The sequence below is a fragment of the Streptomyces sp. Je 1-79 genome, assembly GCF_025195125.1.
Classification (GTDB): Bacteria; Actinomycetota; Actinomycetes; order Streptomycetales; family Streptomycetaceae; genus Streptomyces.
In genome coordinates this window covers 576,400-597,721 of sequence record NZ_JAMGSL010000001.1, presented here as the reverse complement: position 1 = coordinate 597,721, position 21,322 = coordinate 576,400, and the positions used below count along the sequence as shown (strand labels likewise).

At 72.1% G+C, this 21,322-nt stretch carries 15 protein-coding genes; 5 read left to right on the top strand and 10 right to left on the bottom strand.

Annotated features, from left to right (window positions below; translation table 11 throughout):
* Positions 1-85 precede the first annotated feature (85 nt).
* Both M5362_RS02450 and M5362_RS02445 read left to right on the top strand, forming a co-directional pair.
* Positions 86-2,107 (top strand): beta-galactosidase, encoded by a 2,022-nt coding sequence (locus M5362_RS02450; RefSeq protein ID WP_260225568.1) that lies wholly within the window; start codon positions 86-88, stop codon positions 2,105-2,107.
* A gap of 106 nt (positions 2,108-2,213) precedes the next feature.
* Positions 2,214-3,812, top strand: coding sequence for an arabinogalactan endo-1,4-beta-galactosidase (locus tag M5362_RS02445; RefSeq protein ID WP_260225567.1), 1,599 nt, complete (start codon positions 2,214-2,216; stop codon positions 3,810-3,812).
* A gap of 65 nt (positions 3,813-3,877) precedes the next feature.
* Here the strand turns inward: M5362_RS02445 and M5362_RS02440 are convergent, their stop codons facing one another.
* From M5362_RS02440 to M5362_RS02420, 5 genes are all read right to left on the bottom strand, one after another.
* On the bottom strand, positions 3,878-5,338 hold the full coding sequence (locus M5362_RS02440) for a serine hydrolase (protein WP_260225566.1): 1,461 nt from the start codon (positions 5,336-5,338) through the stop codon (positions 3,878-3,880).
* Positions 5,339-5,490: 152 nt separating this feature from the next.
* On the bottom strand, positions 5,491-6,297 hold the full coding sequence (locus M5362_RS02435) for a L,D-transpeptidase family protein (protein WP_260225565.1): 807 nt from the start codon (positions 6,295-6,297) through the stop codon (positions 5,491-5,493).
* 132 nt (positions 6,298-6,429) lie between these two features.
* On the bottom strand, positions 6,430-6,774 hold the full coding sequence (locus M5362_RS02430; protein ID WP_260225564.1) for a hypothetical protein: 345 nt from the start codon (positions 6,772-6,774) through the stop codon (positions 6,430-6,432).
* Positions 6,775-6,879: 105 nt separating this feature from the next.
* Positions 6,880-8,361 (bottom strand): carboxylesterase/lipase family protein, encoded by a 1,482-nt coding sequence (locus tag M5362_RS02425; RefSeq protein ID WP_260225563.1) that lies wholly within the window; start codon positions 8,359-8,361, stop codon positions 6,880-6,882.
* Between the two features lie 112 nt (positions 8,362-8,473).
* Positions 8,474-11,179 carry a SpoIIE family protein phosphatase gene (locus M5362_RS02420; protein ID WP_260225562.1) on the bottom strand — a complete coding sequence of 902 codons (2,706 nt, stop codon included), beginning with the start codon at positions 11,177-11,179 and terminating at the stop codon, positions 8,474-8,476.
* A gap of 177 nt (positions 11,180-11,356) precedes the next feature.
* On the opposite strand from M5362_RS02420, the gene M5362_RS02415 reads away from it, so the two are divergent.
* Positions 11,357-12,721, top strand: coding sequence for an NAD(P)/FAD-dependent oxidoreductase (locus M5362_RS02415; protein WP_260225560.1), 1,365 nt, complete (start codon positions 11,357-11,359; stop codon positions 12,719-12,721).
* Positions 12,722-12,725: 4 nt separating this feature from the next.
* On the opposite strand, the gene M5362_RS02410 is transcribed toward M5362_RS02415, so the two are convergent.
* On the bottom strand, positions 12,726-13,928 hold the full coding sequence (locus M5362_RS02410; protein WP_260225559.1) for a Cmx/CmrA family chloramphenicol efflux MFS transporter: 1,203 nt from the start codon (positions 13,926-13,928) through the stop codon (positions 12,726-12,728).
* Between the two features lie 317 nt (positions 13,929-14,245).
* On the bottom strand, positions 14,246-15,334 hold the full coding sequence (corA, locus tag M5362_RS02405; RefSeq protein ID WP_260225558.1) for a magnesium/cobalt transporter CorA: 1,089 nt from the start codon (positions 15,332-15,334) through the stop codon (positions 14,246-14,248).
* Between the two features lie 176 nt (positions 15,335-15,510).
* Between corA and M5362_RS02400 the strand changes: the two genes are divergently transcribed.
* Positions 15,511-16,860 carry a serine hydrolase domain-containing protein gene (locus tag M5362_RS02400; protein WP_374214389.1) on the top strand — a complete coding sequence of 450 codons (1,350 nt, stop codon included), beginning with the start codon at positions 15,511-15,513 and terminating at the stop codon, positions 16,858-16,860.
* An 80-nt stretch (positions 16,861-16,940) separates the two neighbouring features.
* Positions 16,941-17,534, top strand: coding sequence for a hypothetical protein (locus M5362_RS02395; protein WP_260225557.1), 594 nt, complete (start codon positions 16,941-16,943; stop codon positions 17,532-17,534).
* Positions 17,535-17,558: 24 nt separating this feature from the next.
* Here the strand turns inward: M5362_RS02395 and M5362_RS02390 are convergent, their stop codons facing one another.
* The 3 genes from M5362_RS02390 to M5362_RS02380 form a co-directional block, all read right to left on the bottom strand.
* On the bottom strand, positions 17,559-18,512 hold the full coding sequence (locus M5362_RS02390; protein WP_260225556.1) for a tellurite resistance/C4-dicarboxylate transporter family protein: 954 nt from the start codon (positions 18,510-18,512) through the stop codon (positions 17,559-17,561).
* A 144-nt stretch (positions 18,513-18,656) separates the two neighbouring features.
* On the bottom strand, positions 18,657-19,568 hold the full coding sequence (locus M5362_RS02385) for a PfkB family carbohydrate kinase (protein ID WP_260225555.1): 912 nt from the start codon (positions 19,566-19,568) through the stop codon (positions 18,657-18,659).
* A 92-nt stretch (positions 19,569-19,660) separates the two neighbouring features.
* The gene (locus M5362_RS02380) at positions 19,661-20,962 is read right to left on the bottom strand and encodes a GDSL-type esterase/lipase family protein (protein WP_260225554.1); all 1,302 of its coding nucleotides are present in this window, start codon (positions 20,960-20,962) and stop codon (positions 19,661-19,663) included.
* Positions 20,963-21,322 lie beyond the last annotated feature (360 nt).

Below are 21,322 nucleotides of genomic sequence, written 5' to 3'. Positions count from 1 at the left end.
CCTGTGCGGTTATGTTGCGTTGCCACATCGAGATCTGGTGTGTGTACGTTCCCAGACAGTTGCGTTCGACGTTCAGGAGAGACCCATGCCGGACACCGCTCCCCGAGGCCTGCGCCGCCTCGCTTTCGGCGGGGACTACAACCCCGAGCAGTGGCCGGAAAGCGTCTGGCAGGAGGACGTCCGGCTGATGCGCGAGGCCGGCGTCACCATGGTCAGCGTCGGGATCTTCTCCTGGGCCCTGCTCGAACCCGAACCGGGCGCGTACGACTTCGGCTGGCTCGACAGGGTCCTCGGCCTGCTGCACGAGAACGGCATCCGGGTGGCCCTGGGGACACCCACGGTGGCGCCGCCCGCATGGTTCTACCGCGCCCACCCCGACGCGCTGCCGGTCGGCCGCGAGGGCGTGCGGTACGCCTTCGGCTCGCGCGGCGCCATCTGCCACAGCTCACCGGCGTACCGGGCGGCGGCGGCCGGGATCACCACGAAACTCGCCGAGCGGTACGGCGCCCACCCCGCGCTCGCCCTCTGGCACGTGCACAACGAGTACGGGGTCCCGGTCAGCGCCTGTTACTGCGAGAACTGCGCCGCCCACTTCCGCCGCTGGCTCGCCACCCGGTACGGCTCGGTCGAGGCCGTCAACGAGGCGTGGGGCACCGCCTTCTGGGGCCAGCACTACACCTCGTACGAGCAGATCGACCCGCCGCGCCTGACCCCCACCGTGGGCAATCCGGCGCAGCAACTCGACCATCGCCGCTTCGCCGACGCCACCATGCGCGAGAACTTCCGCATGGAACGGGACATCCTGCACCGCCTCTCGCCGAGCGTCCCGGTGACCACGAACTTCATGACGGCGCTGAGCCAGTGCGACTCCGTCGACTACTGGGCCTGGGGCCGCGAGGTCGACCTCGTCACCAACGACCACTATCTGATCACCGACGGCCGCCGTACCCACGTCAACCTCGCCATGGCCGCCGACCTCACCCGCTCCGTCGCGGGCGGCGCGCCCTGGCTGCTCCTGGAACACGCCACGTCCGGGGTCAACTGGCAGCCCCGCAACCCCGCCAAGCGCCCCGGCGAGATGGCCCGCAACTCCCTCGCCCATGTGGCCCGCGGATCCGAGGGGGCGATGTTCTTCCAGTGGCGCCAGTCCCGGCGCGGTGCCGAGAAGTTCCACTCCGCGATGGTGCCGCACGCCGGCACCGACTCCCGGGTCTGGCGCGAGGTGGTCGGGCTCGGCGCCGGCCTCGACGCGCTGGCGGCCCTGCGTGGCACCCGTACCGTCCCGGACGTCGCGATGGTGTGGGACTGGGAGTCCTGGTGGGCGCAGGGCCTGGAGTGGCGGCCGACGCAGGACCACGACGCGCGCGAGCGCGCCGACAGCTTCTACGAGACGCTCTACGACCGGCATCTGACCGTCGACTTCGCCCATCCGGAGGGGGATCTCTCCGCCTACCCGCTGGTCGTGGTCCCCGCGCTCTATCTGACCACCGAGGCGGCGGGGCGCAATCTCAAGGAGTACGTCGAGAACGGCGGCACGCTGGTCGTCTCCTACTTCTCCGGGATCGTCGACGAGCACGACGCCGTGCACGAGGGCGGGTACCCCGGTGCCCTGCGGGACGTGCTCGGTCTGGGCGTGGAGGAGTGGTCCCCGCTCGGTGAGGGCGAGACGGTGACCGTCACGGGCCCGGACGGGGCGACGCTGACCGGTGACGTCTGGACCGAGTTCGTGGTGGAGCGTGGCGCCCGGGCGGTGTGGACGTACGCCGACGGGCCGGCCGCCGGGCGCCCCGCCGTCACGCGTCACCGCCTGGGCAGGGGCACCGCCTGGTACGTCTCCACCCGGCTCGACGCGGGCTCGCTGGGCACGATCCTGGGCGCGGCCTGCGAGGACGCCTCCCTCGCGCCCCGCGGCGACCTCCCCCGTGACGTCGAGGTCGTACGCCGCTCCGGCGAGGGCGGCGAGTACCTCTTCGTCCTCAACCACACCGCGCACGACGCGAAGGTGCCGCTGTGCTCCCCCGGCACCGAACTCCTCGGCGGCGAGCGCGTCTCCGGTCACCTCTCCTCCCCGGCGGGCTCGGTCCGCGTCGTACGGCTCGACGCCTGACCGTCCCTCATGACTCCCCGGGGGCGGGCGTCCCGCACGCGCGCCCCCGGGTGAACGGCACCACCGCAGCACCTTCCCTCCCTCCACCGTCGAAGGGACACCGACGATGCACGCCGTTCCCCGCACCCTGCGGGCTCTCCTGTCAGGTACACGCCTGAAGGTGGCCGTGGCCTCCGCGCTCGGCGCCCTGCTCCTCACCGCGCTGCCCGCGGCACCCGCCCGGGCGGCCACCGCCCTCTCCAACACCGGTTTCGAGGCCGGCGGCACCGGAACCGCCTCCCCCGCCGGCTGGTCCACCTCCTCCGCGACCGGCCAGAACGCGGCCTCGTTCACGGAGGCCGGCGGGCACAGCGGCAGCTACCGGCTGAGCCACTGGGCCGCGACCGCCTACCAGGTCGAGACGTACCAGTACCTCTCCGGGCTGACCGACGGGAATTACACCCTGAGCGCCTGGGTGCGCTCCAGCGGCGGCCAGAGCTCCGCCTATCTCGCCCTGCGCGACTGCGGCTCCGCCGAGCAGCGCACCGACCTGCCACCCACCCCGGACGGAGCCTGGATACGTCTGGTCACCTCGGTGAAGGTGACCGGCGGCCGGTGCACGATCGGCGTCAGCTCCCGGGCTTCGGCGGGACAGTGGCTCAACGTCGACGACCTCGCCTTCACCCCGGGCTCGACGGGACTGACCGTCAAGGGCGTCGACATCTCCTCGCTGAAGAAGAGCGAGGACCTCGGCGGTGCGTACCGTACGAGCGCGGGAACGGCCGGGGACCCGGTGGCGATCCTGAAGTCCGCGGGCGCCACCTACGGGCGGCTCAAGGTGTGGGTGGACCCGGCCGACGGCTACAACGGCAAGGCCCGCGTCCTGGCGACGGCCCGGCGCATCACGTCACAGGGCATGAAGCTGCTGGTCGACTTCCACTACTCCGACATCTGGGCCGACCCCGGCGCCCAGACCAAGCCCGCCGCCTGGTCCGGCCACTCGTACAGCCGGCTCACGGCCGACGTGTACGACCACACGTACGACGTCCTGAGCGCCCTGAAGGCGCAGGGCACCACGGCGGACATGGTGCAGATCGGGAACGAGATCAACACCGGGATGCTGTGGCCGGAGGGCTCGACGGACAACTGGTCGCAGCTGGCGGGCCTCCTGAAGGCGGGCGTCTCCGCCACCAAGGCCGTCTCCGCCTCCACCCGGGTCGCGCTCCACCTCGCCCACGGCGGCGACAACGCCCTGTACCGCTGGTGGTTCGACAACGCGACCGCGCAGGGCGTCCCGTACGACGTGATCGCCCTGTCCTTCTACGGCTACTGGCACGGGTCGCTGTCCGCGCTCCAGGCCAACCTGGACGACATCTCGGCCCGCTACGGCAAGAACGTCATGGTCGCCGAGACCGCTTACCCCTTCCGGCTGGACAGCGAGGACGCCCACGAGAACATCATCGACACCACGGCCGAGCTGGTCTCCGGCTACGCCGCGAGTCCGGCCGGCCAGTCGGCCTGGCTGCGGGACGTGATGAGCGTCGTGGAGGCGGTGCCGAACGGCCGCGGCCTCGGGGTCGTCTACTGGGAGCCCACCTGGACGGCCGTGACCGGGAACGGCTGGGACCCTGCCGATCCCTCGTCGGGCAACGGCTGGGAGAACCAGGCTCTCTTCGACTACGACAGCCGACTCCTGCCGGCGGCCTCCTGGCTGGCGCATCGCTGACCGGACGCCACGCCGACCGGCCCCGCCCTCCCTTCGGGGGCGGGACCGGTCGTCCGGGTGGGCCGTCATGCCGATGCGGCAGGGACCCGGCTGAAGAGGCGCCCCCCGAGGTCGATCCCGGCGATGGTGCCGCCCGCGTCGCGGGGATCAGGGGAGTCCTGGGAGTCGCGGGCACCGTCGGAGGTACGGGCGTCGCGGGAGAAGAACCCTCGCTGGCCTTCCAGTCCCCCGGCGGTCACGATGAACTCGTCGCCGTCGCCGGGCAGCAGGCCCATGGAGGCCGGCTCGTAGTCCGCGGGCATCTCGAAGTCCGCCGCTCCACGGATCTCCGGCTTGATCGCGGCCCCGAGCGTCAGCTCCGCCCCGTCGGTGGCGACGGTGAGGACCATGACGTCGTTCTCGTACACCCCGGCGACCTCCCGGGCCCGCGCCTCGTCGTACGGAAGCGGCACCGGGTCCTTGTCGACGACGCCGAGGTAGTGCTCCAGGGCCCAGCGGACGGCCGTCCGGTTGAAGGGGATCCCGTCCGGACCGGAATTGGACAGGGCGACGACGGCGAAGTTCCGCTCGGGCACGAGCAGCAGCTCGACGAACTGGCCGTTGACCGAACCTCCGTGCTCGATCGTGCGCACCCCGTCCACCTCGCGCAGGAACCAGCAGATGCCGAAGCCGTCACCGAGGTTGCTGCCGCGCAGCTCGACCGTCTGCTCCCGCATCCCGTGCAGCAGCTCGGCCGGCAGAAGCCTCTCGCCGTTCTCCGTGAGGCCGTCGCCGAGCTGGAACCGCGCCCAGGCGAGGACGTCCGACGCCGAGGAGGCGAGACCCCCGCCGGGGTTGTTGGCCCGGGTGAGCTTCCACTCCCTCGCGACAGCGAGATCGCCGTCCGCGTCGGGGTTGTGGCCCACGGCGAACCGCCTGGTCATGACATCGGCGGTGTGGAAGAAGCTGTGAGACAGTCCCAGCGGCTCCGTCAGGAGCGAGGCGACGGCCCGCTCGTACGTCAGACCCGTGACGTTCTCCAGAACCCGCCCGAGCAGATTGAACCCGGCCTGGCTGTACGAGGCGCGGGCGCCGGGCTCGCCGATGAGCGGGAGCTCGGCCATCCTCGCCACGAAGGCGGTCAGGGCGTCGTCGCCGTCCCCGGTGTCGACGACGATGTTCCAGTCGAGGCCGGAGGTGTGGTTGAGCAGGTGGAGGACGGTGATCTCGGCCGCCGCCTTCTCGTCGAGGAGCACGAGTTCGGGAACGTACCGGCGCACCGGCGCGTCCAGCTCCACCCGGCCGTCGGCCACCAGCCTCATCAGCGCGGTCGCCGTGAACGTCTTGGTCGCCGAGCCGAGCAGGAAGAGCGTGTCCTCATCGACCGGGAGCGGGTTGTCGAGGCTGGTCACACCGTGGTTCGCGAAGGTCTCGCGGCCGTCCGCCCACACGCCCACGGTGACACCGGGGATGCCGAGCTCGGTGGCCGTCCGCTCGACGAACTCGGCGAGGGCGGTGGGGGACTTCTCGGTGGTGTCGGCGTTCATGGTGGGCTCTCCGTATCGGGTGTCGTCGTTCTCGATGACCACGACGATGCCCGGGCGCGCTGACAGCGTGCGGATTTCCCGCTGACAGGCGCTGAAGAAGGCTGTCAGCGCGTGTCGGTGGACCCGCACGCCGGGTCAGGGGCGCCGGGGGATCACCGCCCGATCTCGGCGACCGGCCCCATGACGATGACCGGTTCCTTGGCGGGGTCCAGGGTGCGCAGGAGGTGCCGCATGGCCTCGGGGGTCAGGGAGATGCAGGCCTGGGTGGGGCCGCCGTGGTCGACGTGGACCCAGACGCCTCCGCCCCGGTCCTCGCCCATCGGGCGCTCCTTGTTCAGCGGAGTGGTTCCGGGGACGCGGTTGTAGTCGATGGCGACGACGTAGTCGAATGAGCCCTCCAGGGGTTCGCCGAGGAAGCCGGTGCCCGGGGAGACGAACTGCTCGTCCTGGTCGTACGGCAGCTTCGAGCCGGGGTCGGGCAGCCGTCCGCCGGCGTCACCGAGCCTGAACACACCGATCGGGGTGCGCAGATCGCCGGCCCAGTGGTCGGTCGTCCAGCCGCGCAGGGCGTTGTGCGCGGGCCAGGGGCCGCCCGTACGCTGCCATTTCCCGGCCGCGTCCCGTTCGTAGAGCACCGCCGTGGCCTTGCTGGTCTCGAGGGAGCCGCCCGTCACCACGAACGCCTGCCGTGTGGCGTCCGGGATCTGCGACAGGGTCTCCGGTCCGACGCCGGGCGGGCCGACCCGCGCCTTGGTCGCGGACGGCGTGGGTGTCCCGGCGGGCCCGGGCGATTTCTCCGGGGCCACCGGGCCGGCGTTCTTGGCCGCGGCGCGCGAGCCGGGTGCGGGGCTCGGAGCGGTTTCCTCCGTCGACACCGTCATGTAGCCGATGACCGCGAGTGTCGCGCAGAGCGCGGCGGTCAGCGCGCGCGGGCCGGGGCGGACGTTCCTGACAGGCATGGGGCGGCATCCTCCGACGGTGGGACGGCAATGCGGCGATATGTACCCGGTCCGGGTCCACGCCTGTCGGGTGAGCCCCGCACTCACCCGACCGGGGCAGAGCCCACGGCGTGTCGGGCCCCGTGCCGGGTGTCAGGCGGTGGCCGTCGGGGTCTCGTCGAGTTCCCAGGCATGGCGCTTGAAGTCGCGGACGAAGTCGGGGTGGTCCTCCCAGTTGCGAGCGACCCCGCGCAGGACGTCCCAGTTGTGTTCGAGGGCCTGGTCGATGATGTGGCGGAGCGCCGGGTCGGCCGCCGCCCGCTGTTCAGCGAGGCCCTTGACCGCCGCGGCCGCCTTCACGGCGTTGAGCAGGGCCCGCAGCGCGCGGGAGGTGTCGTCCATCCCGAATCCGTGGTCGCTGCCGTTCTCGGGGTCGAACAGCGGCCGGAGGCGGTCCTCGATGAACGCGGTGATCCGCTCGAAGTGCTGGACGTCCATCGGGTTCTCCCTCTCCTGCCGCTCCACCGCGGGGCAGCCGGCCTGTCGCGTGCTTCTGTCGTCGGCGCGGTGCTTCGTCCGCGCCTGGTGATTATCCCGTGCGCTCTACGGGAGCGACGGCGGGGCCATCCGTGCGCCGTGCCACAGGGCGTGCGCGGCGCTCACGCCCTCGGTGCGGTCGTCGGGCACGTCCCAGACGTGGACGGTGGGCGCGGCGGACGCGGTGAGCGGGGCCCACCCCGCGTCTCCGTCGGCCGCGAAGGCGGCCCAGGCGTCGACCATCCGCCGGGACAGCGCGCGGTCGTCGGCGTCGGCGGGGCCACCGGTCAGGAAGTCGACGCCGGTGGCGTCCAGGGTGCCGAAGGCGAAGGGCACGTCGGCGGCGTGCCAGGCGCGCACCGGGCTGCCGTCGGGTCGGGTACGGCGGCGGTCGAAGCGGGACAGGAACGTGCGGCCGCCCGCCCGGGCGTGGGCCTCGGCGAAGCGGACCGTGGGGACGGTGAAGACCGCGTCGCCCGCGAGGGCCAGGAAGACGTCGAGTACCGGCGCGTCCGGCATGAGCGCACGGTAGGCGGCGACGAGGTCGGCGGGAAGGCCGTAGTCGGTCGCGAACCGGGCGAGGCCGTCGTCGGTGGTGACCGGCGGCATGCTGCCCACCTGGTGCATCAGCCAGTACTCCTCGGTGGTGTGGCAGACGAGGAGGTCGACGAGTCCGGTCGCGCCCTCGGCCCCCGGGGCCTCCACCGGGTCCCTGGTGAGCAGCACGCCGTCGAGGACGGGGCCGTACAGGACGGTGTCGTAGTGGAGGAAACCGGAGGCGGGATCGCCGGCGTACCGTGCCACCACCCGGTCCGAGGCTTCGACGAGGGCCCGCGGGGTCGCGGCGAGCAGGCCGTGGGCGGTGGGGGCGACACCGGCGGCCTCGGCCACCTCGCGGGCCAGGCGCTCGGCGAGCTCCGGCGGGAAGAACGCGTCGGGGACACTGTGGATGATGGCGCGCCGGAAGAGTCCGTCGGTCCGCGCGCTGCTCATCAGGGAGGCGATCGAGCCGCCGCCGGCGGACTGCCCCGCCACCGTGACGTTCTCCGGGTCGCCGCCGAAGGCCGCGATGTTGTCGCGCACCCACTCCAGCGCGGCGATCTGGTCGAGCAGTCCTCTGTTGTCGGGAAATCCGGGCACGTGCCCGAAGCCCTCGAAGCCGAGACGGTAGTTGCAGGTCACCACGACGGTGCCTGCGTGGGCCAGGGCGGAGCCGTCGTAGTCGGGCTGGGCGGAGGAGCCGAAGGTGTAGGCACCGCCGTGGATCCAGAAGAGCACCGGAAGCGGCCCCGAAGTCTCCGCCGGTGCCCAGATGTTGAGCGTGAGGACGTCCTCGTCGCCGGGGCGCCAGGCCGGGGAGCCGGGCAGCTCCGCCGACTGCGGGGCGACCGGGCCGAAACGGGTGCACTCCCGAACCTCGTGCCAGGCCTCCGCGGGATGCGGCGCCTGGAAGCGTCGGGCACCGAACGGAGGCGCGGCGTACGGGACGCCCAGGGTGATCCGCAGGCCGTCGGCGACCGTGCCGCGCACCGGTCCCCGCCTCGTCACGGCTGTGTGGTCCACGGTGCCCGCACGCACAGGTCGGTCTCCCTCTCGACGCCGCCGGCCTCTCCGGCGCGGCAGCACACCCTGGCACGCGGCTCGGGGACCGGACAATCCATTAACGATCTTCGGCGGGGTCCTGTGGAGCGGGCGGTGTGGCGGGGTCCTGGTCCTGTCCAGTGGGCGGTGCGGGGGGCGCCTGTCGAGTGGGCGGGGCCGTGCTGTCGCTGTCCAGGGGCTGTTCGGCCCAGATGACCTTGCCCTCGGCCGTGTAGCGGGTCCCCCAGCGCCGGGTGAACTGGGAGATCAGGAAGAGGCCGCGGCCGCCCTCGTCGGTGGTGCGCGCGTGACGGAGGTGCGGCGAGGTGCTGCTGGCGTCGAAGACCTCGCAGATCAGGGTGCGTTCGAGGATCAGCCGCAGCCTGATGGGTCCGGAGGCGTGCCGGATGGCGTTGGTGACGAGTTCGCTGACCACCAGTTCGGTGGTGAAGGCGAGCTCCTCCAGCCCCCAGGCCGCGAGCTGGCGGGCGGCCATCACCCGGGCGCGGGCGACGACGGCCGGGTCGGCGGGCAGTTCCCACACGGCGACCTGTCCGGCCGCCAGACCACGGGTCCTGACGAGCAGGAGGGCCGCGTCGTCCGTGTAGGGCCTGCTGGGCGCCAGTTCGTCGACGACACTGCGGCAGAGCTCGTCGAGCGGCAGGTCTCGGGATTCCAGGATCTGACGGAGCCCTTCCACGCCGGCCCCCGGCGCGGCGATCAGCCCGTCGGTGAAGAAGGCGAGGACGGTACCCTCCGCCAGGGGCAGCTCGACGGATTCGAAGGGGAGTCCGCCGACGCCGAGGGCCGGCCCGGGCGGGAGTTCCGGGAAGGTGACGGTCCCGTCGGGCGCCAGGACGGCAGGCGCGAGATGACCGGCGCTCGCCAGTTCGCAGCGCAGGCTGACTGGATCATAGACGGCGTAGAGGCAACTGGCTCCGACACCCGCGGGGTTGGCCGGGCCGAGGTCGGACTCCGCCCCTTCCCGGGTCACCTGGACGACGAGGTCGTCGAGATGGGCCAGGAGTTCCTCGGGTGAGAGGTCCAGATCGGCGAGGGTCCGTACGGCGGTGCGGAGCTGGCCCATGGTGGCGGCGGCATCGATCCCATGGCCCAGGACCTCTCCGACGACCAGGGCGACCCTGGCGCCCGACAGGAGGATGACGTCGAACCAGTCGCCGCCGAGACCGGACAGCTCGTCGGCCGGCCGGTAGAAGGAGGCCGCGTGGACGGCTTCCTGCACCGGTACGCCGTGCGGCAGGAGGCTGCGCTGGAGCACGAGCGCGGCGGCGCGCTCGCGGGCGTAGCGGCGGGCGTTGTCCAGGCAGACGGCGGCGCGGGCGACGATCTCCTCCGCGAGCCGCAGATCGTCCTCGTCGAAGGCCTCGTCCCGACGGGTGCGGAAGAACGTGGCGACGCCGAGGGTGATGCCGCGGGAGAGGATCGGAACGACGATCGCCGTGTGCGGTTCGGAGTAGGCGGCGGCCGACTCCTCCGTCAGCCCCGCCGGATCCACGGGCTCGGTGGATGCCGCCGGCTCGGTGGACTCCGCGAACTCGGTGGCCTCCGAGGGCTCGGTGGGCCCTTTCGCTTCGGTGGGCTCCGCGAACTCGGTGGGTTCCTTCGGCCCGGTGGGCTCCGACGCTCCCGTGGGCCGCGCCATCGGCAGCGGCAGGCCCGCTTCCCGTGTCGAGGCGTCCAGATGGGCCGCTCGCCAGGAACGGCCGTGGGCCAGCGAGCCGATCTGGGGCGAGGACGGCAGATAGCCGCAGGGCTCCCCCGGCTCCACGAGCACCTTGACCCCGCCGGGGCGTACCGTCTGCACGCCCGCGCGCACCAGTCGTACGGCGGTGGCGCCGGCCGTGGGCCCGGGGGACGGCTCGGCGCCTCTGAGGACGGTGTCCAGCAGGTCGACGGCGACGAAGTCGGCCAGTCCGGGGACCGCCACGTCGGCCAGGTCCTGGGCGGTGCCGAGGACGTCCAGGCTGCGGCCGATGCGCTCGCTGGCCCGGGCCATGAGGGCCAGGCGCAGGCGGGCCCGGTAGCGGTCGGTGATGTCGACGACCGCGTAACAGACGCCGAGGGCACGGCCGTTGTCGTCGTCGAGCCGGACGAAGGACATGGCGTGGGCGTGATCCCGGCCGGGAAGGGAGCGGGTGCGGCCCACGTGCTCGTATCCGACGACCGGTTCGCCGGTCGTCAGCACCTGGCGCATCTTCGACTCGACGAGCTCGGCGTTGATCCCGGGCTGGATCTCCGCGAGGCGCTTGCCGCGGCGCTGCTCGACCGTTCCGCCGCCGAAGTGTTCGAGCGCCGTGTTCGACCACACGCAGCGCAGTTCGGTGTCGACCAGGCAGAGGCCGACGGGCATCTGGGTCACCATCCGCTCCAGGAGCGCGGGGCCCATGGTCCACTGCCGGGACGGCGCCGCGCCCACGGCGACGACGAGCCAGCGGGCCGGGCCGGTGTCGCCGGGCAGCGGCAGGACGGTGACGTCCACGGCGACGGCGCGGCCGTCCCGGTGACGCGCGAGCAGTACGCCGGACCAGCCGCCGTCCCGTACCGCGGTCTCGAGGATTCCGGGGAGCCTGGCGGTCTCGTCGCCCGCGAGCAGGGCGTCGACGCTTCGGCCGCCCAGCTCCGCCGCGGGGTATCCGAGCAGCCGCTCGGCCGCGTAGGGGCGCCCGACCACCGCTCCGCGCTCGTCGAAGAGAAGAACGACGGAGTCCGCGACGCCGAACACCGCCTCGTGCGCGGTGCTGTCTGTGTCCTCGGGTCTCCCCACGGCCGTCGGCTCCGTTTCTCACACTCCCGCCCAGTCTTTCCCTTCTACCACACTATGGCCGATTCCCAACTGGTATGTCGCGATGTGCTGTCACTCATTCGGCGGACAGGACGGGTTTCCGATCGGCCCGAGGGGTTAGTGAGGTCTCAAGGACCGACGATCCGGGAGGCGGGCACCGTGACGCGACCGAAGATTCTCGTGGTGGGTTCAGGCTTCGCCGGGATCGCCTGTGTGCGGCGGCTCGAGCGCAGGCTGACCGCCCGCGAGGCGCGTATCTCGCTGCTCTCACCCTTCTCGTACCAGCTCTATCTGCCGCTGCTCCCCCAGGTGGCGGCGGGCGTGCTGACCCCCCAGTCGGTCGCGCTGTCACTGCGACGCAGCGAGCGTCACCGGACCCGGATCATCCCCGGTGGCGCCATCGGTGTGGACACCAAGGCGAAGGTCTGCGTCGTACGGACCATCACGGGTGAGCTGATCGACGAGCCGTACGACCATCTGGTGCTCGCGCCCGGCAGTGTGACCCGCACCTTCGACATCCCGGGCCTGCCGGAGCACGCGCGCGGGATGAAGACGCTCGCCGAGGCGGTCTACATCCGTGACCACGTGATCGCCCAGCTCGATCTCGCCGACGCGGGCGTCGACGAGGCGGAGCGTGCGGCGCGGTTGTGCTTCGTGGTGGTGGGCGGCGGGTACGCGGGCACCGAGACGGTCGCCTGTCTGCAGCGGCTGACCCACAACGCGGTCAAGCGCTATCCGCGCCTCGACCCCAAGCTGATCAAGTGGCACCTGGTGGACCTCGCGCCCAGGCTCATGCCCGAGTTGGGCGACAAGCTGGGCCGCGCGGCGCTGGACATTCTGCGGCGGCGCGGGATCGAGGTCTCCCTCGGGGTCTCGGTCGCCTCCGTGGACGCCGAGGCCGTGACCCTCACCGACGGGCGGGTGCTGCCCAGCCGCACCCTGATCTGGACGGCGGGTGTCGCCGCCAGTCCGCTCATCGCCACGCTCGGCGCGGAGACGAACCGGGGCCGGCTCGTGGTCGGGCCCGACATGGTCGTCCCCGGCGTGGACGGTGTGTACGCCCTCGGCGACGCCGCGGCCGTACCGGACCTGGCCAAGAAGGAGAAGGACGCGATCTGCCCGCCGACGGCCCAGCACGCCCTGCGGCAGGGCAAGCACGTCGCCGACAACGTCGTCGCGGCCCTGCGCGGCGAGCAGGCGTACCCGTACCACCACCGGGATCTCGGCCTGGTGGTGGACCTCGGCGGGCGGGACGCCGTCTCGAAGCCGCTCGGCATCGAACTGCACGGCATGCCCGCTCAGGCGGTGGCCCGGGCCTACCACTGGTCGGCGCTGCGGACCAATGTCGCCAAGACGCGGGTGATGACGAACTGGCTGCTCAACGCCGTGGCAGGGGACGACTTCGTCCGTACGGGATTCCTGGCGTCCCGGTCCGGCACGCTCGCCGACTTCGAGCACACGGACGCCTATCTGACGCCCGAGCAGGTTCGGGCCCACACGGCCGCTCTGAACGCCCGGGTCTGAACGCTCACGTCGGGGTGCGCACCGCAGGGGGCTCCTCGGTGGCCGTACGGCGGCGCGCCGCTCGGGCGCCGGCGACGGTCGCCGCCGCCGCGGTGGCGAGCGCCAGGGCGGTGAGCAGCGCGCTGGTCCACAGCGGCGCGCGATAGCCGTGCCCGGCGCCGATGACGGCGGCTCCGAGCCACGGACCGACGGCGGCGCCGATGTTGAGCGCGGACACCACGAACGCCCCGGCCAGGGTCGGGGCTTCGGCTGCCGCGGCCCTGAGCGCGCGGGTGATCAGGGTGGAGCCGAGGGCGAACGACAGGGCGCCGAGCAGGACGACCAGCGCGACCGTGGCCGCCGCGTTCCCGGCCGTCAGCGCGAACAGGCTCCAGCCGGCTGCCGCGCCCGTGCCACAGCCGGCCACCAGCGCCAGGGGCCGTGCGTCGGCGAGGCGGCCCGCGAGCACGACTCCGGCGAACGAGCCCGCGCCGAACAGGGCGAGCAGGGCGGGGACCCAGCCGGAGGCGAGGCCGGTGACATCGGTGACGACCGGTGCCAGGTAGGTGAATCCGCAGAACATGGCGCCGTTCGCGAGGGCGCAGACCAGGAGCGTCACCAACGGACGGGGACGGCGGAGCAGCCGCAGTTCGGGCCGGGCGCCGCGGACGGCGGGGCCGGGGCCTGTGTTCGGGACCGCTCGGGCGATCGCGACGAGGGCCGGTACGGAGAGCAGGGCGACGGCCCAGAAAGCCGTGCGCCAGCCCCAGAGGTGACCCAGCAGCGCTCCGCCGGGCACGCCCACGACACAGGCGAGGGTGGTGCCGCCGAGCAGTACGGCGGTCGCCCGCCCTCTGGCCTCGGGGCCGACCATGTCGGTGGCCGCGACCAGGGCGACCGCGAGGAACCCGGCGTTCGCCAGGGCCGCGACCACCCGGCCGGCGAGCAGGACACCGAAGTCCGGGGTGAGCGCGCCGAGCACGTGCACGAGGAGGAAGGTGCCGAGGAGGACCGTCAGGGCGGTCCGTCGCGACCAGCGGCTCGCCAGGAGCGCGGTCAGGGGCGCTCCCACGATCATTCCGACCGCGAAGGCGGAGGTCAGCGAGCCCGCGAGGGGGATCGAGACCCCCAGGTCCTGGGCGATGTCCGGCAACAGGCCGGAGAGCATGAACTCGGAGGTTCCCTGGGCGAAGACGGCCAGTCCGAGCAGGTAGAGAGCGAAGGGCATCGAGGGACTCCACAACCGGGCAGCAGCGTGAGCCGCACCCCGCGTCGCAGGACGGGGATGCGGTGGGGCCTGCGCGATGTCACGCGCGGGAAGGGGAGACGGCCGGTCCGGTGGCCACGGTCACGCTCACGCCCAGCACGGCGAACGGCCTCAGGGGCCGCGGTGCTTCAGCGGGTCGACTCGGCGGGCCACCGGAGGACCGGTGGCCTGAGTCTGTCCGACTCGGGGCTCGACATGACGCCACCGTACGCGACGGCCTCGCGGCCGGTCCACCCGATGACGCCCCCGGCCTGGCCACCGGGCGGCGTCCGGGGGCGTCAGAGCCAGCCGTTGCGCCGGAAACTGCGGTGGAGGAGGAAGCAGGTGACGACCATCGCGCCGATGACGAGCGGATAGCCGTAGGTCCAGCGCAGTTCGGGCATGTGGTCGAAGTTCATGCCGTAGACACCGCAGACCATCGTGGGTACGGCGACGATCGCCGCCCATGCCGTGATCTTGCGCATGTCCTCGTTCTGGGCGACCGTCACCTGGGCCAGGTGGGCCTGGAGTATCGAGTCGAGGAGGGCGTCGAAGGACGTGACCTGTTCGGTGATCCGCGAGAGGTGGTCGGCGACGTCACGGAAGTACGGCTGGATGTCCGGCGTCACCAGCGGCAGCGGCTGCGCCGCCAGGGCCTGCAGCGGTCGGTCGAGCGGGGCCACGGCCCGCTTCAGTTCGAGGAGTTCCCGCTTGAGCTGGTAGACGCGGCCGGCGTCGCCGCGGGAGGCCTGCTCGCTGAAGACGGCCGTCTCGACGGCGTCGATGTCGTTCTGCACGGCGTCGGCGACCGCGAGGTAGTCGTCCACGACATGGTCGGCGATGGCGTGCAGCACGGCCGCGGGGCCCTTGGACAGTTGCTCGGGATCCGCTTCGAGTGCCTCCCGCAGCGGGCCGAGGGAACCGTGCCGGCCGTGGCGGACGGTGATGACGAAATCCGCTCCGGTGAAGACCATGAGCTCGCCCGTGTCGACGACCTCGCTGGTGGCGGTGAGCTCCTCGTGCTCCACGTAGCGGACGGTCTTGAAGACGGCGAAGAGCGTGTCGTCGTACCGTTCCAGCTTGGGGCGCTGGTGCGCGTGCACGGCGTCCTCGACGGCGAGCGGATGCAGCCCGAACAGCTCGGCGAGCCCGGCGATCTCCTCGTCGGACGGCTCGTGGAGTCCGATCCAGACGAACCCGTCGCCGGACTTGCGGACCCGTCGTACCGCCTCCTCCGCGGGGCAGGCCCCGCGCTGCCGGGCACCGTCCTCGTACAGCACGCAGTTGACCACCGAACTGCCCAGCGGCGAACGCGCCGGGTGGCTCAGGTCGACGGTCCGGCGGTAGGCACGGCGGACGGTGCGCCTCAGGTTGCGGATGATGGGCACGGCGGGGCTCCTCGGGACGATCAGCGGCCAGTGTGCCATCGCCGGGCCGTGGACGGGACTCCTGACAAATGTCACAGGTTCCCTGTGCGCAAGATCCTCCCGTGGGTGGAAGGCATGCCGGGCGACCGCGACAAGGATGGGACGACCGCATCCACCGAGGGAAGCAGGTTCCACCCATGTCCATGTCCTCGTCCCGCAGGGCCCGCCTCTCGGCCGTCGCCGCGGCCACCCTGATCGCACTCTCCGCCCCGGCGTTACCGGCGCAGTCCGCCGTCGCCGCGGAGACCGGCTCGCCCGCGGCCGCGTCCGCCGCCGCGGCGGCTCGCACCGGCCTCGGTCTCGATCGTGCGGCCCTGCGCGGCTCGCTCGACGCCTTCCGCGACGCCGGGATGTACGGGGCCTATTCGGCGGTCCGCGACGGCTCGGCGCAGTGGCGGGGAGCCACGGGCGTCGCCGACGTCGACAGCGGCCGTCGTACGCAGCCGAACTTCGAGCACCGCGTCGGCAGCATCACCAAGACCTTCACGGCCGTCGCCCTCCTCCAGCAGGCCGAGGCCGGCCGCATCGACCTCGACGCTCCCGTCGGCCGCTACGTTCCCGACCTCGTCCCCGGCGAGCGGGGCCGGCTGGTGACCGTTCGGATGCTGCTCAACCACACCAGCGGCATAGCCGACTACGTCCTGCCCGCCTTCCCCGGCATCCTCGAGAACCCCGGCAAGGCCCTCGACGAGAACCGCCTGCGCCGCATCGCCCCCGAGGAGCTCGTCCGCCTCGGTCTCGCGGCGCCGCCCGTCGTCGCACGCGGGACGCATGCGTACTCCAACACCAACTACATCCTGGCCGGACTGCTTCTGGAGCGCGTGACCGGCCAGAAGGCCGAGACGTACATCGCCCGGAACGTCATCCGCAAGGCCGGGCTGCGCCACACGTACTTCCCGAGCTCGCCGTCGATCAAGGGCCCGCACGCGCGGATGTACGAGTCGTTCTTCGGTCTGATCGACCCGCCGCGCGACTACAGCGTCGTCGACATGTCGTGGGCGGGCACGGCCGGCGCTCTCGTCTCGACGACGAGCGATCTCAACGACTTCTACCGCAAGCTGCTCGGCGGCCGGCTGCTCGGCGCGGCGCAGCTGCGCGAGATGAAGACCACCGTCCCCGCCTACGAGACCGCGCCGGGCGAGGAGGCGAAGATGCGCTACGGCCTCGGCATCTACACCTTGGAGATGCCGAGCGGTGGGTGGTACTGGGGCCACGACGGTGGCGTCTTCGGTGCCGGTACCTGGGCCCTCTCCACCGAGGACGGCCGTCGCCAGGTCGCCATCGGCTACAACCTGATGAAGTACCAGCGCTTCGACGACCAGGGCCGTCCGCTGCCGGATCCCGTCACCGACGCGCTGTACGCCCACGTGGACGGTGCCCTCGCCGGCACACCCGCTCCCCCGCGCGGTGCGGCTCCGCTGGGCGCGCAGGCGCTGCCCGGCATGCCGATCGGCCCGGACGCCCTGTACCAGGCGTCCCTCCGGTAGACACCTCCTTCCTCGGGCACGGACCGACCACGATCGGCTTTTTTCGCCAAGGCCGGAAACATGCGCCATCATCTGCGCTCATGAGAGCTCTTGTTGGTGTCGAACTGCCGGGATTCCGACTCGTGGAACCCGATGTCTGGGTCAGTGACGCGGGCGACGTGCTGTCGCTGCACTTCTTCGCGCTCCGCCCCGATCTGCCCGCCTCGCTGGACGACGGCCCGTCGTTGCGCGCCGCGCTGACCCGCTTGACCGCGGACGCCGGCGGCGGGCTGATCGAGGCGTCGGTGAAGTCGCTGGGCGGGCTGCCCGCGCTGCGGCAGATACTGAAACTGCCGCTGCCCGGGCAGGCCCATGGGCAGGTCTTCATCGGCAGTTTCACCGTTCCCCGGGCGGAGTGCAGCACGGTGGTGAAGATCCAGGCGCCCGAGCGCGGGACGACCGGGATGCGCGAGGCGATGGTGATGGCCCAGGTCGGTCCGGACGCCTTCTTCCGGGCCCATCCCTACGCCCCGGAGGTCCGCGGTGGGCTGCCGTTCCACGCCGCCGACCATGCGCGGTACGACGCCGAGTTCCCCGATCACCCGCTGACCCGGGTCAGGAGCGTCCTCACCGCGCTCGCCGAGGGCGCCGGGGTGGCCCCCGAGTTCGCCGCGCTGCCGCCGTTCGCGGTCTGAGAGGCGTACGGAGCCCTGGGCCGCCTAGGCTCCTCGCGCGGCGGCGGGCCGTCTTCGGGGAATCGTGCGGATCGTTCCCACCAGGGTGACGACCCACGCGGCCGAGGCGATCCACAGCAGGGCCTCCCCGAAGCCGTCGAGCCAGACGATGGCGGCGGCCGCCGACGTGGACAGGCAGGCGGTCGCCGTCATGCCCATGGGGAAGACGGTGGCCCAGCGCCGTACGTCGTAGCCCAGGCGGGGCCGCAGCAGTTCGCCGACGACCAGCACGACGTACCAGACGAGGTCGACGGAGAGCAGGAAGACGGTGGTGTTCCGCAGTGAGGTGTGGGTGACGCCCGTCCATACGCCGGTGGCGAGGAGCTTGGAGCCCGCCAGGGCGGAGATGGCCATGGCCCCGCCGGCCACCCACTGGTCGCCTGCCCCCTCGACGACCTGCCGGAAGTCGAAGCGGAGCAGCGCGGCGAGATACAGCAGCAGTCCGAGGAGGAAGAAGACCAGCGCCGTACGGGCGAGCCAGTCGCCCGCCGAGGGTGTGAGGGCGGCGCCCAGGACCGCCAGAGCTTCGGTGGCCACGCAGATCAGGAAGACACCGCCCGGCATGCCGGCCCGCAGGTGCCGCAGGACTGCCGTGAGCAGCACGGCCCAGAGCACGGCCGAGACCACGAGGAGAACCGCGGCCGGTGTGGTCCAGCCGAGGAGAGCCACCCGGACCCCGAGCACGGTGGTGGCGGCGACGGCGGTCAGCGCGGGCGGTGTGTCGGCCTCGGTGACCCAGCGGCGCCGGCTGCGCAGCAACCGGGTGGCGAAGTCGAAGGCGAGCAGCAGCCACAGTGCGCCGGCGAAGGCGAGCAGCGTACGCGACAGCACCTCGTGGCCGGTCAACTGGAAGCCGACCGAGATGATGCCCGCGGCCATCACCGCCGCGCCCGCGGCGGGCGGCAGCTCGGCCCACCAGCGGGCAGTGCGCTCGTTCATGATCCCCATCGCAACGGCTCTCCACCCCGTCCGCCACTCGGCGGGGTGCGTCCGGGCAGAGCGCCGTGACGCGGACGCCGGAGCGGTACGGCCGTGGCGGGCCGATCCCGGTGGGCGGACGCGGGGCCGTCCACCGGGCGGGGGTCAGCTCACGGCGGTGGCCAGGAGGGCCTCGGGGGTGATGAGCGCGGTGGAGCCCGGCGCCGTACAGGCATGGGCTCCGGCCACCGCGCCCAGGCGGGCGCAGTCCAGTACGTCCCGGCCGGCGAGCATGCCGTAGAGGAAGCCGCTGACGTACGCGTCACCGGCGCCGTTCGTGTCCACGACGGGGGCGCGCGGGGGAACCGCCGGAACGTGGCGAGGCGTGGGGCCGCCGTCCCGGGTGAGGACATGGGAGCCCTCCGCGCCCGCCGTGGCGACCACGGTCCGGGCGCGGCCCTCGCGCAGGATCTCCCGCATCAGCGCAGCCGTGCCGTCGCCCGCGCCCTCCGCGCTGAGGAAGACGAGATCGGAGCGGAGCGCGAACTCCCGGTGATGGTCGTTCAGCCCGTCCCAGTCGTGCAGATCGGTGGAGACGGGGACGCGGAGCGCCTCGATGTCGTCGAGGACGAAACGCGCGAAGTTCATGATGGAGACGTGGACATGGCGCGCGCCGCGCAGCCTGGGCAGGTAGAACTCCCTCGGCATCCGCAGGTCGGCCGGGTCGCGGGCGTCGTAGAAGGACATCCGGCGCCCGGTCGCGTCCACGAGGTTGACGGCGCGCCGCGTTCCGGCGGGCGAGGTCAGCGGGTGGAACTCCACGTCGCCCTCGGCCATGCGCTGCCGTACGAGCGTGCCGATCCAGTCGTCGCCCACGCAGTCCAGGAGGGCGACCCGCAGGCCGAGGGCCCGCGTTCCGAGGGCCACGTTCCCGCCGGTGTGCCCGGGCCACTCCTCGATCGGTCCGACGTGGACCGAGTCGGCGAGGGGGACCGGCAGGGCGTCGACACGGATGACGGTGTCCACACCACTGCCGCCGACCACCACGACGTCGTACCGGTCGTCTTGTTGACTCACTGCTGCCGCCTCTCAGGTCCCGCCGCGCCCAGTATGGCGGGCGGTGATCAGCGTCCCCTCGTCCGACCCCCGTCCAGGGCGCGGCCTCATACCTACGGAATGGTCAGCGCGCACACGCGGCTGGCGGGGTCGAAGACGCGCAGGTCTCTGATCATCTTCTTGGCCAGCAGAAGGTGGCCGCGCTGGTCCGGGTGCAGCCCGTCGCCGAGGAGGCCGAGAGGCACGGTGCCGCCGTTGGTCGCCAGCCAATGCGCGTGGTGGTCGATGAGTACGACGTTCAGCTCCGCCGCGACCTCGCGCATGATCTGAACGTAGTCGGCGAGGGCGGCGTGGTCGGGCCACCGGTCCACGTCGACCGGATTGGGGCTCTGGAGCAGGGGTACGGCGCCGCCGGGCAGTGCGCGGACGTTCGCCACGAGCTTGCGCAGGTTGGCCCGGTAGACGCCGGGGCCGGTCGAGGCCGTGGCGACGTCGTTCGTCCCCAGCATGATCGACACGACCTTGGGCCCGAACGCGGAGACCCGTTCGGTGAACTTCGCCACCAGGTCGTTGGTGGTGCTGCCGCTGACTCCGGTGTCGATGACGAAGTCGCTGTTCTTCGGCCTGCCGAGTTCCCAGCGCACCCGCTCCTGGAAGTGTTCGGAGTAGCTGCGCCAGCCGTTGGTCCACAGCGCGCCGTGGGTGATGCTGTCCCCCGTCGTCAGCCAGACGGCCGGAGTCCCGGAGTTGAGGATCGAGGAGATCGTGCCGAGGTCGGCGAGGTCGACGCGCACACTCTCGGCGGCCACCTCCTGCATCGACAACGCGCGGTTGTAGACGGCGACGCGCTTGATGGTGCCGGTGTAGAACGACTCGCCGCCCGGATGCTCGCTGTCGAGATTCCGGGCGATGTTGAGCGCGGTGAGCGGGGAAACGCTCCCGAAGAAGTTCGACTGCCCCGTGGTGAGGACGGGGCGGCCGTCGGCGTAGAAGGTGGTCCCGCTGCCGGTGACGGTGATCGCGACGGTATGGAACGTGCCGTCGTCGTACATGGTGCGCGTGAGGTGGTTCTGCTTGACGACGCCGTTGTCACGCACGGAGAACTGCAGCCTGCCCGCACTGACGCAGACCGTGACGTCCGTGGCCGGCTTCGTCCGGTCCGAGGCGCTGACCAGCGTCATCGCCGGATTGCGGCTCGTCGTGCTGAAGGTGGCCAGGATGGTGCCCGAGGGGAGCCCCCGGACCTTCGCGATCTTCGCGGACAGATCGGTGTACGACTGCCCGTCGTAGACCCGTTCGACCCGGTGGTCCAGTACGGGCACCGCCGGCGCCGCGGCGAAGGCCCGGCTGAACGGTGTGGCCAGCGTGGCGGTCAGGGTGGTTCCTGCGGCGAGGAGGACGGATCGTCTGCGCACAGTGATTCCTCTCCGGTGGGAGTGTCGCTCGCGCCCTTGGCCGGGGTGCGATCCGGTGGTGTACGTCGTCGCCGTGCCTCATCGGTCACGGGATGACGTGGTGCGACCGAGCGTTTGCCGGGACTCGGTGCATACGGCCGCGCGACACAGTGGAACCCGGCTCTCCCGCGTCACCGCAGCAGGACGCTACGACAGCCGGAGGTGTGTCGGATGGCGAGCGGGCGTCCCGTAGGCGTACGGCATGCGGACGCGCCGAACTTTCCGGGCACAGGCAACCGGCATCTCGTCGGAGGACGTCTCGACGTGTGGCGACGTCAGAAGCCGTTGCCGGTACAGGCCATAAGAACCGGACCGTGTGGC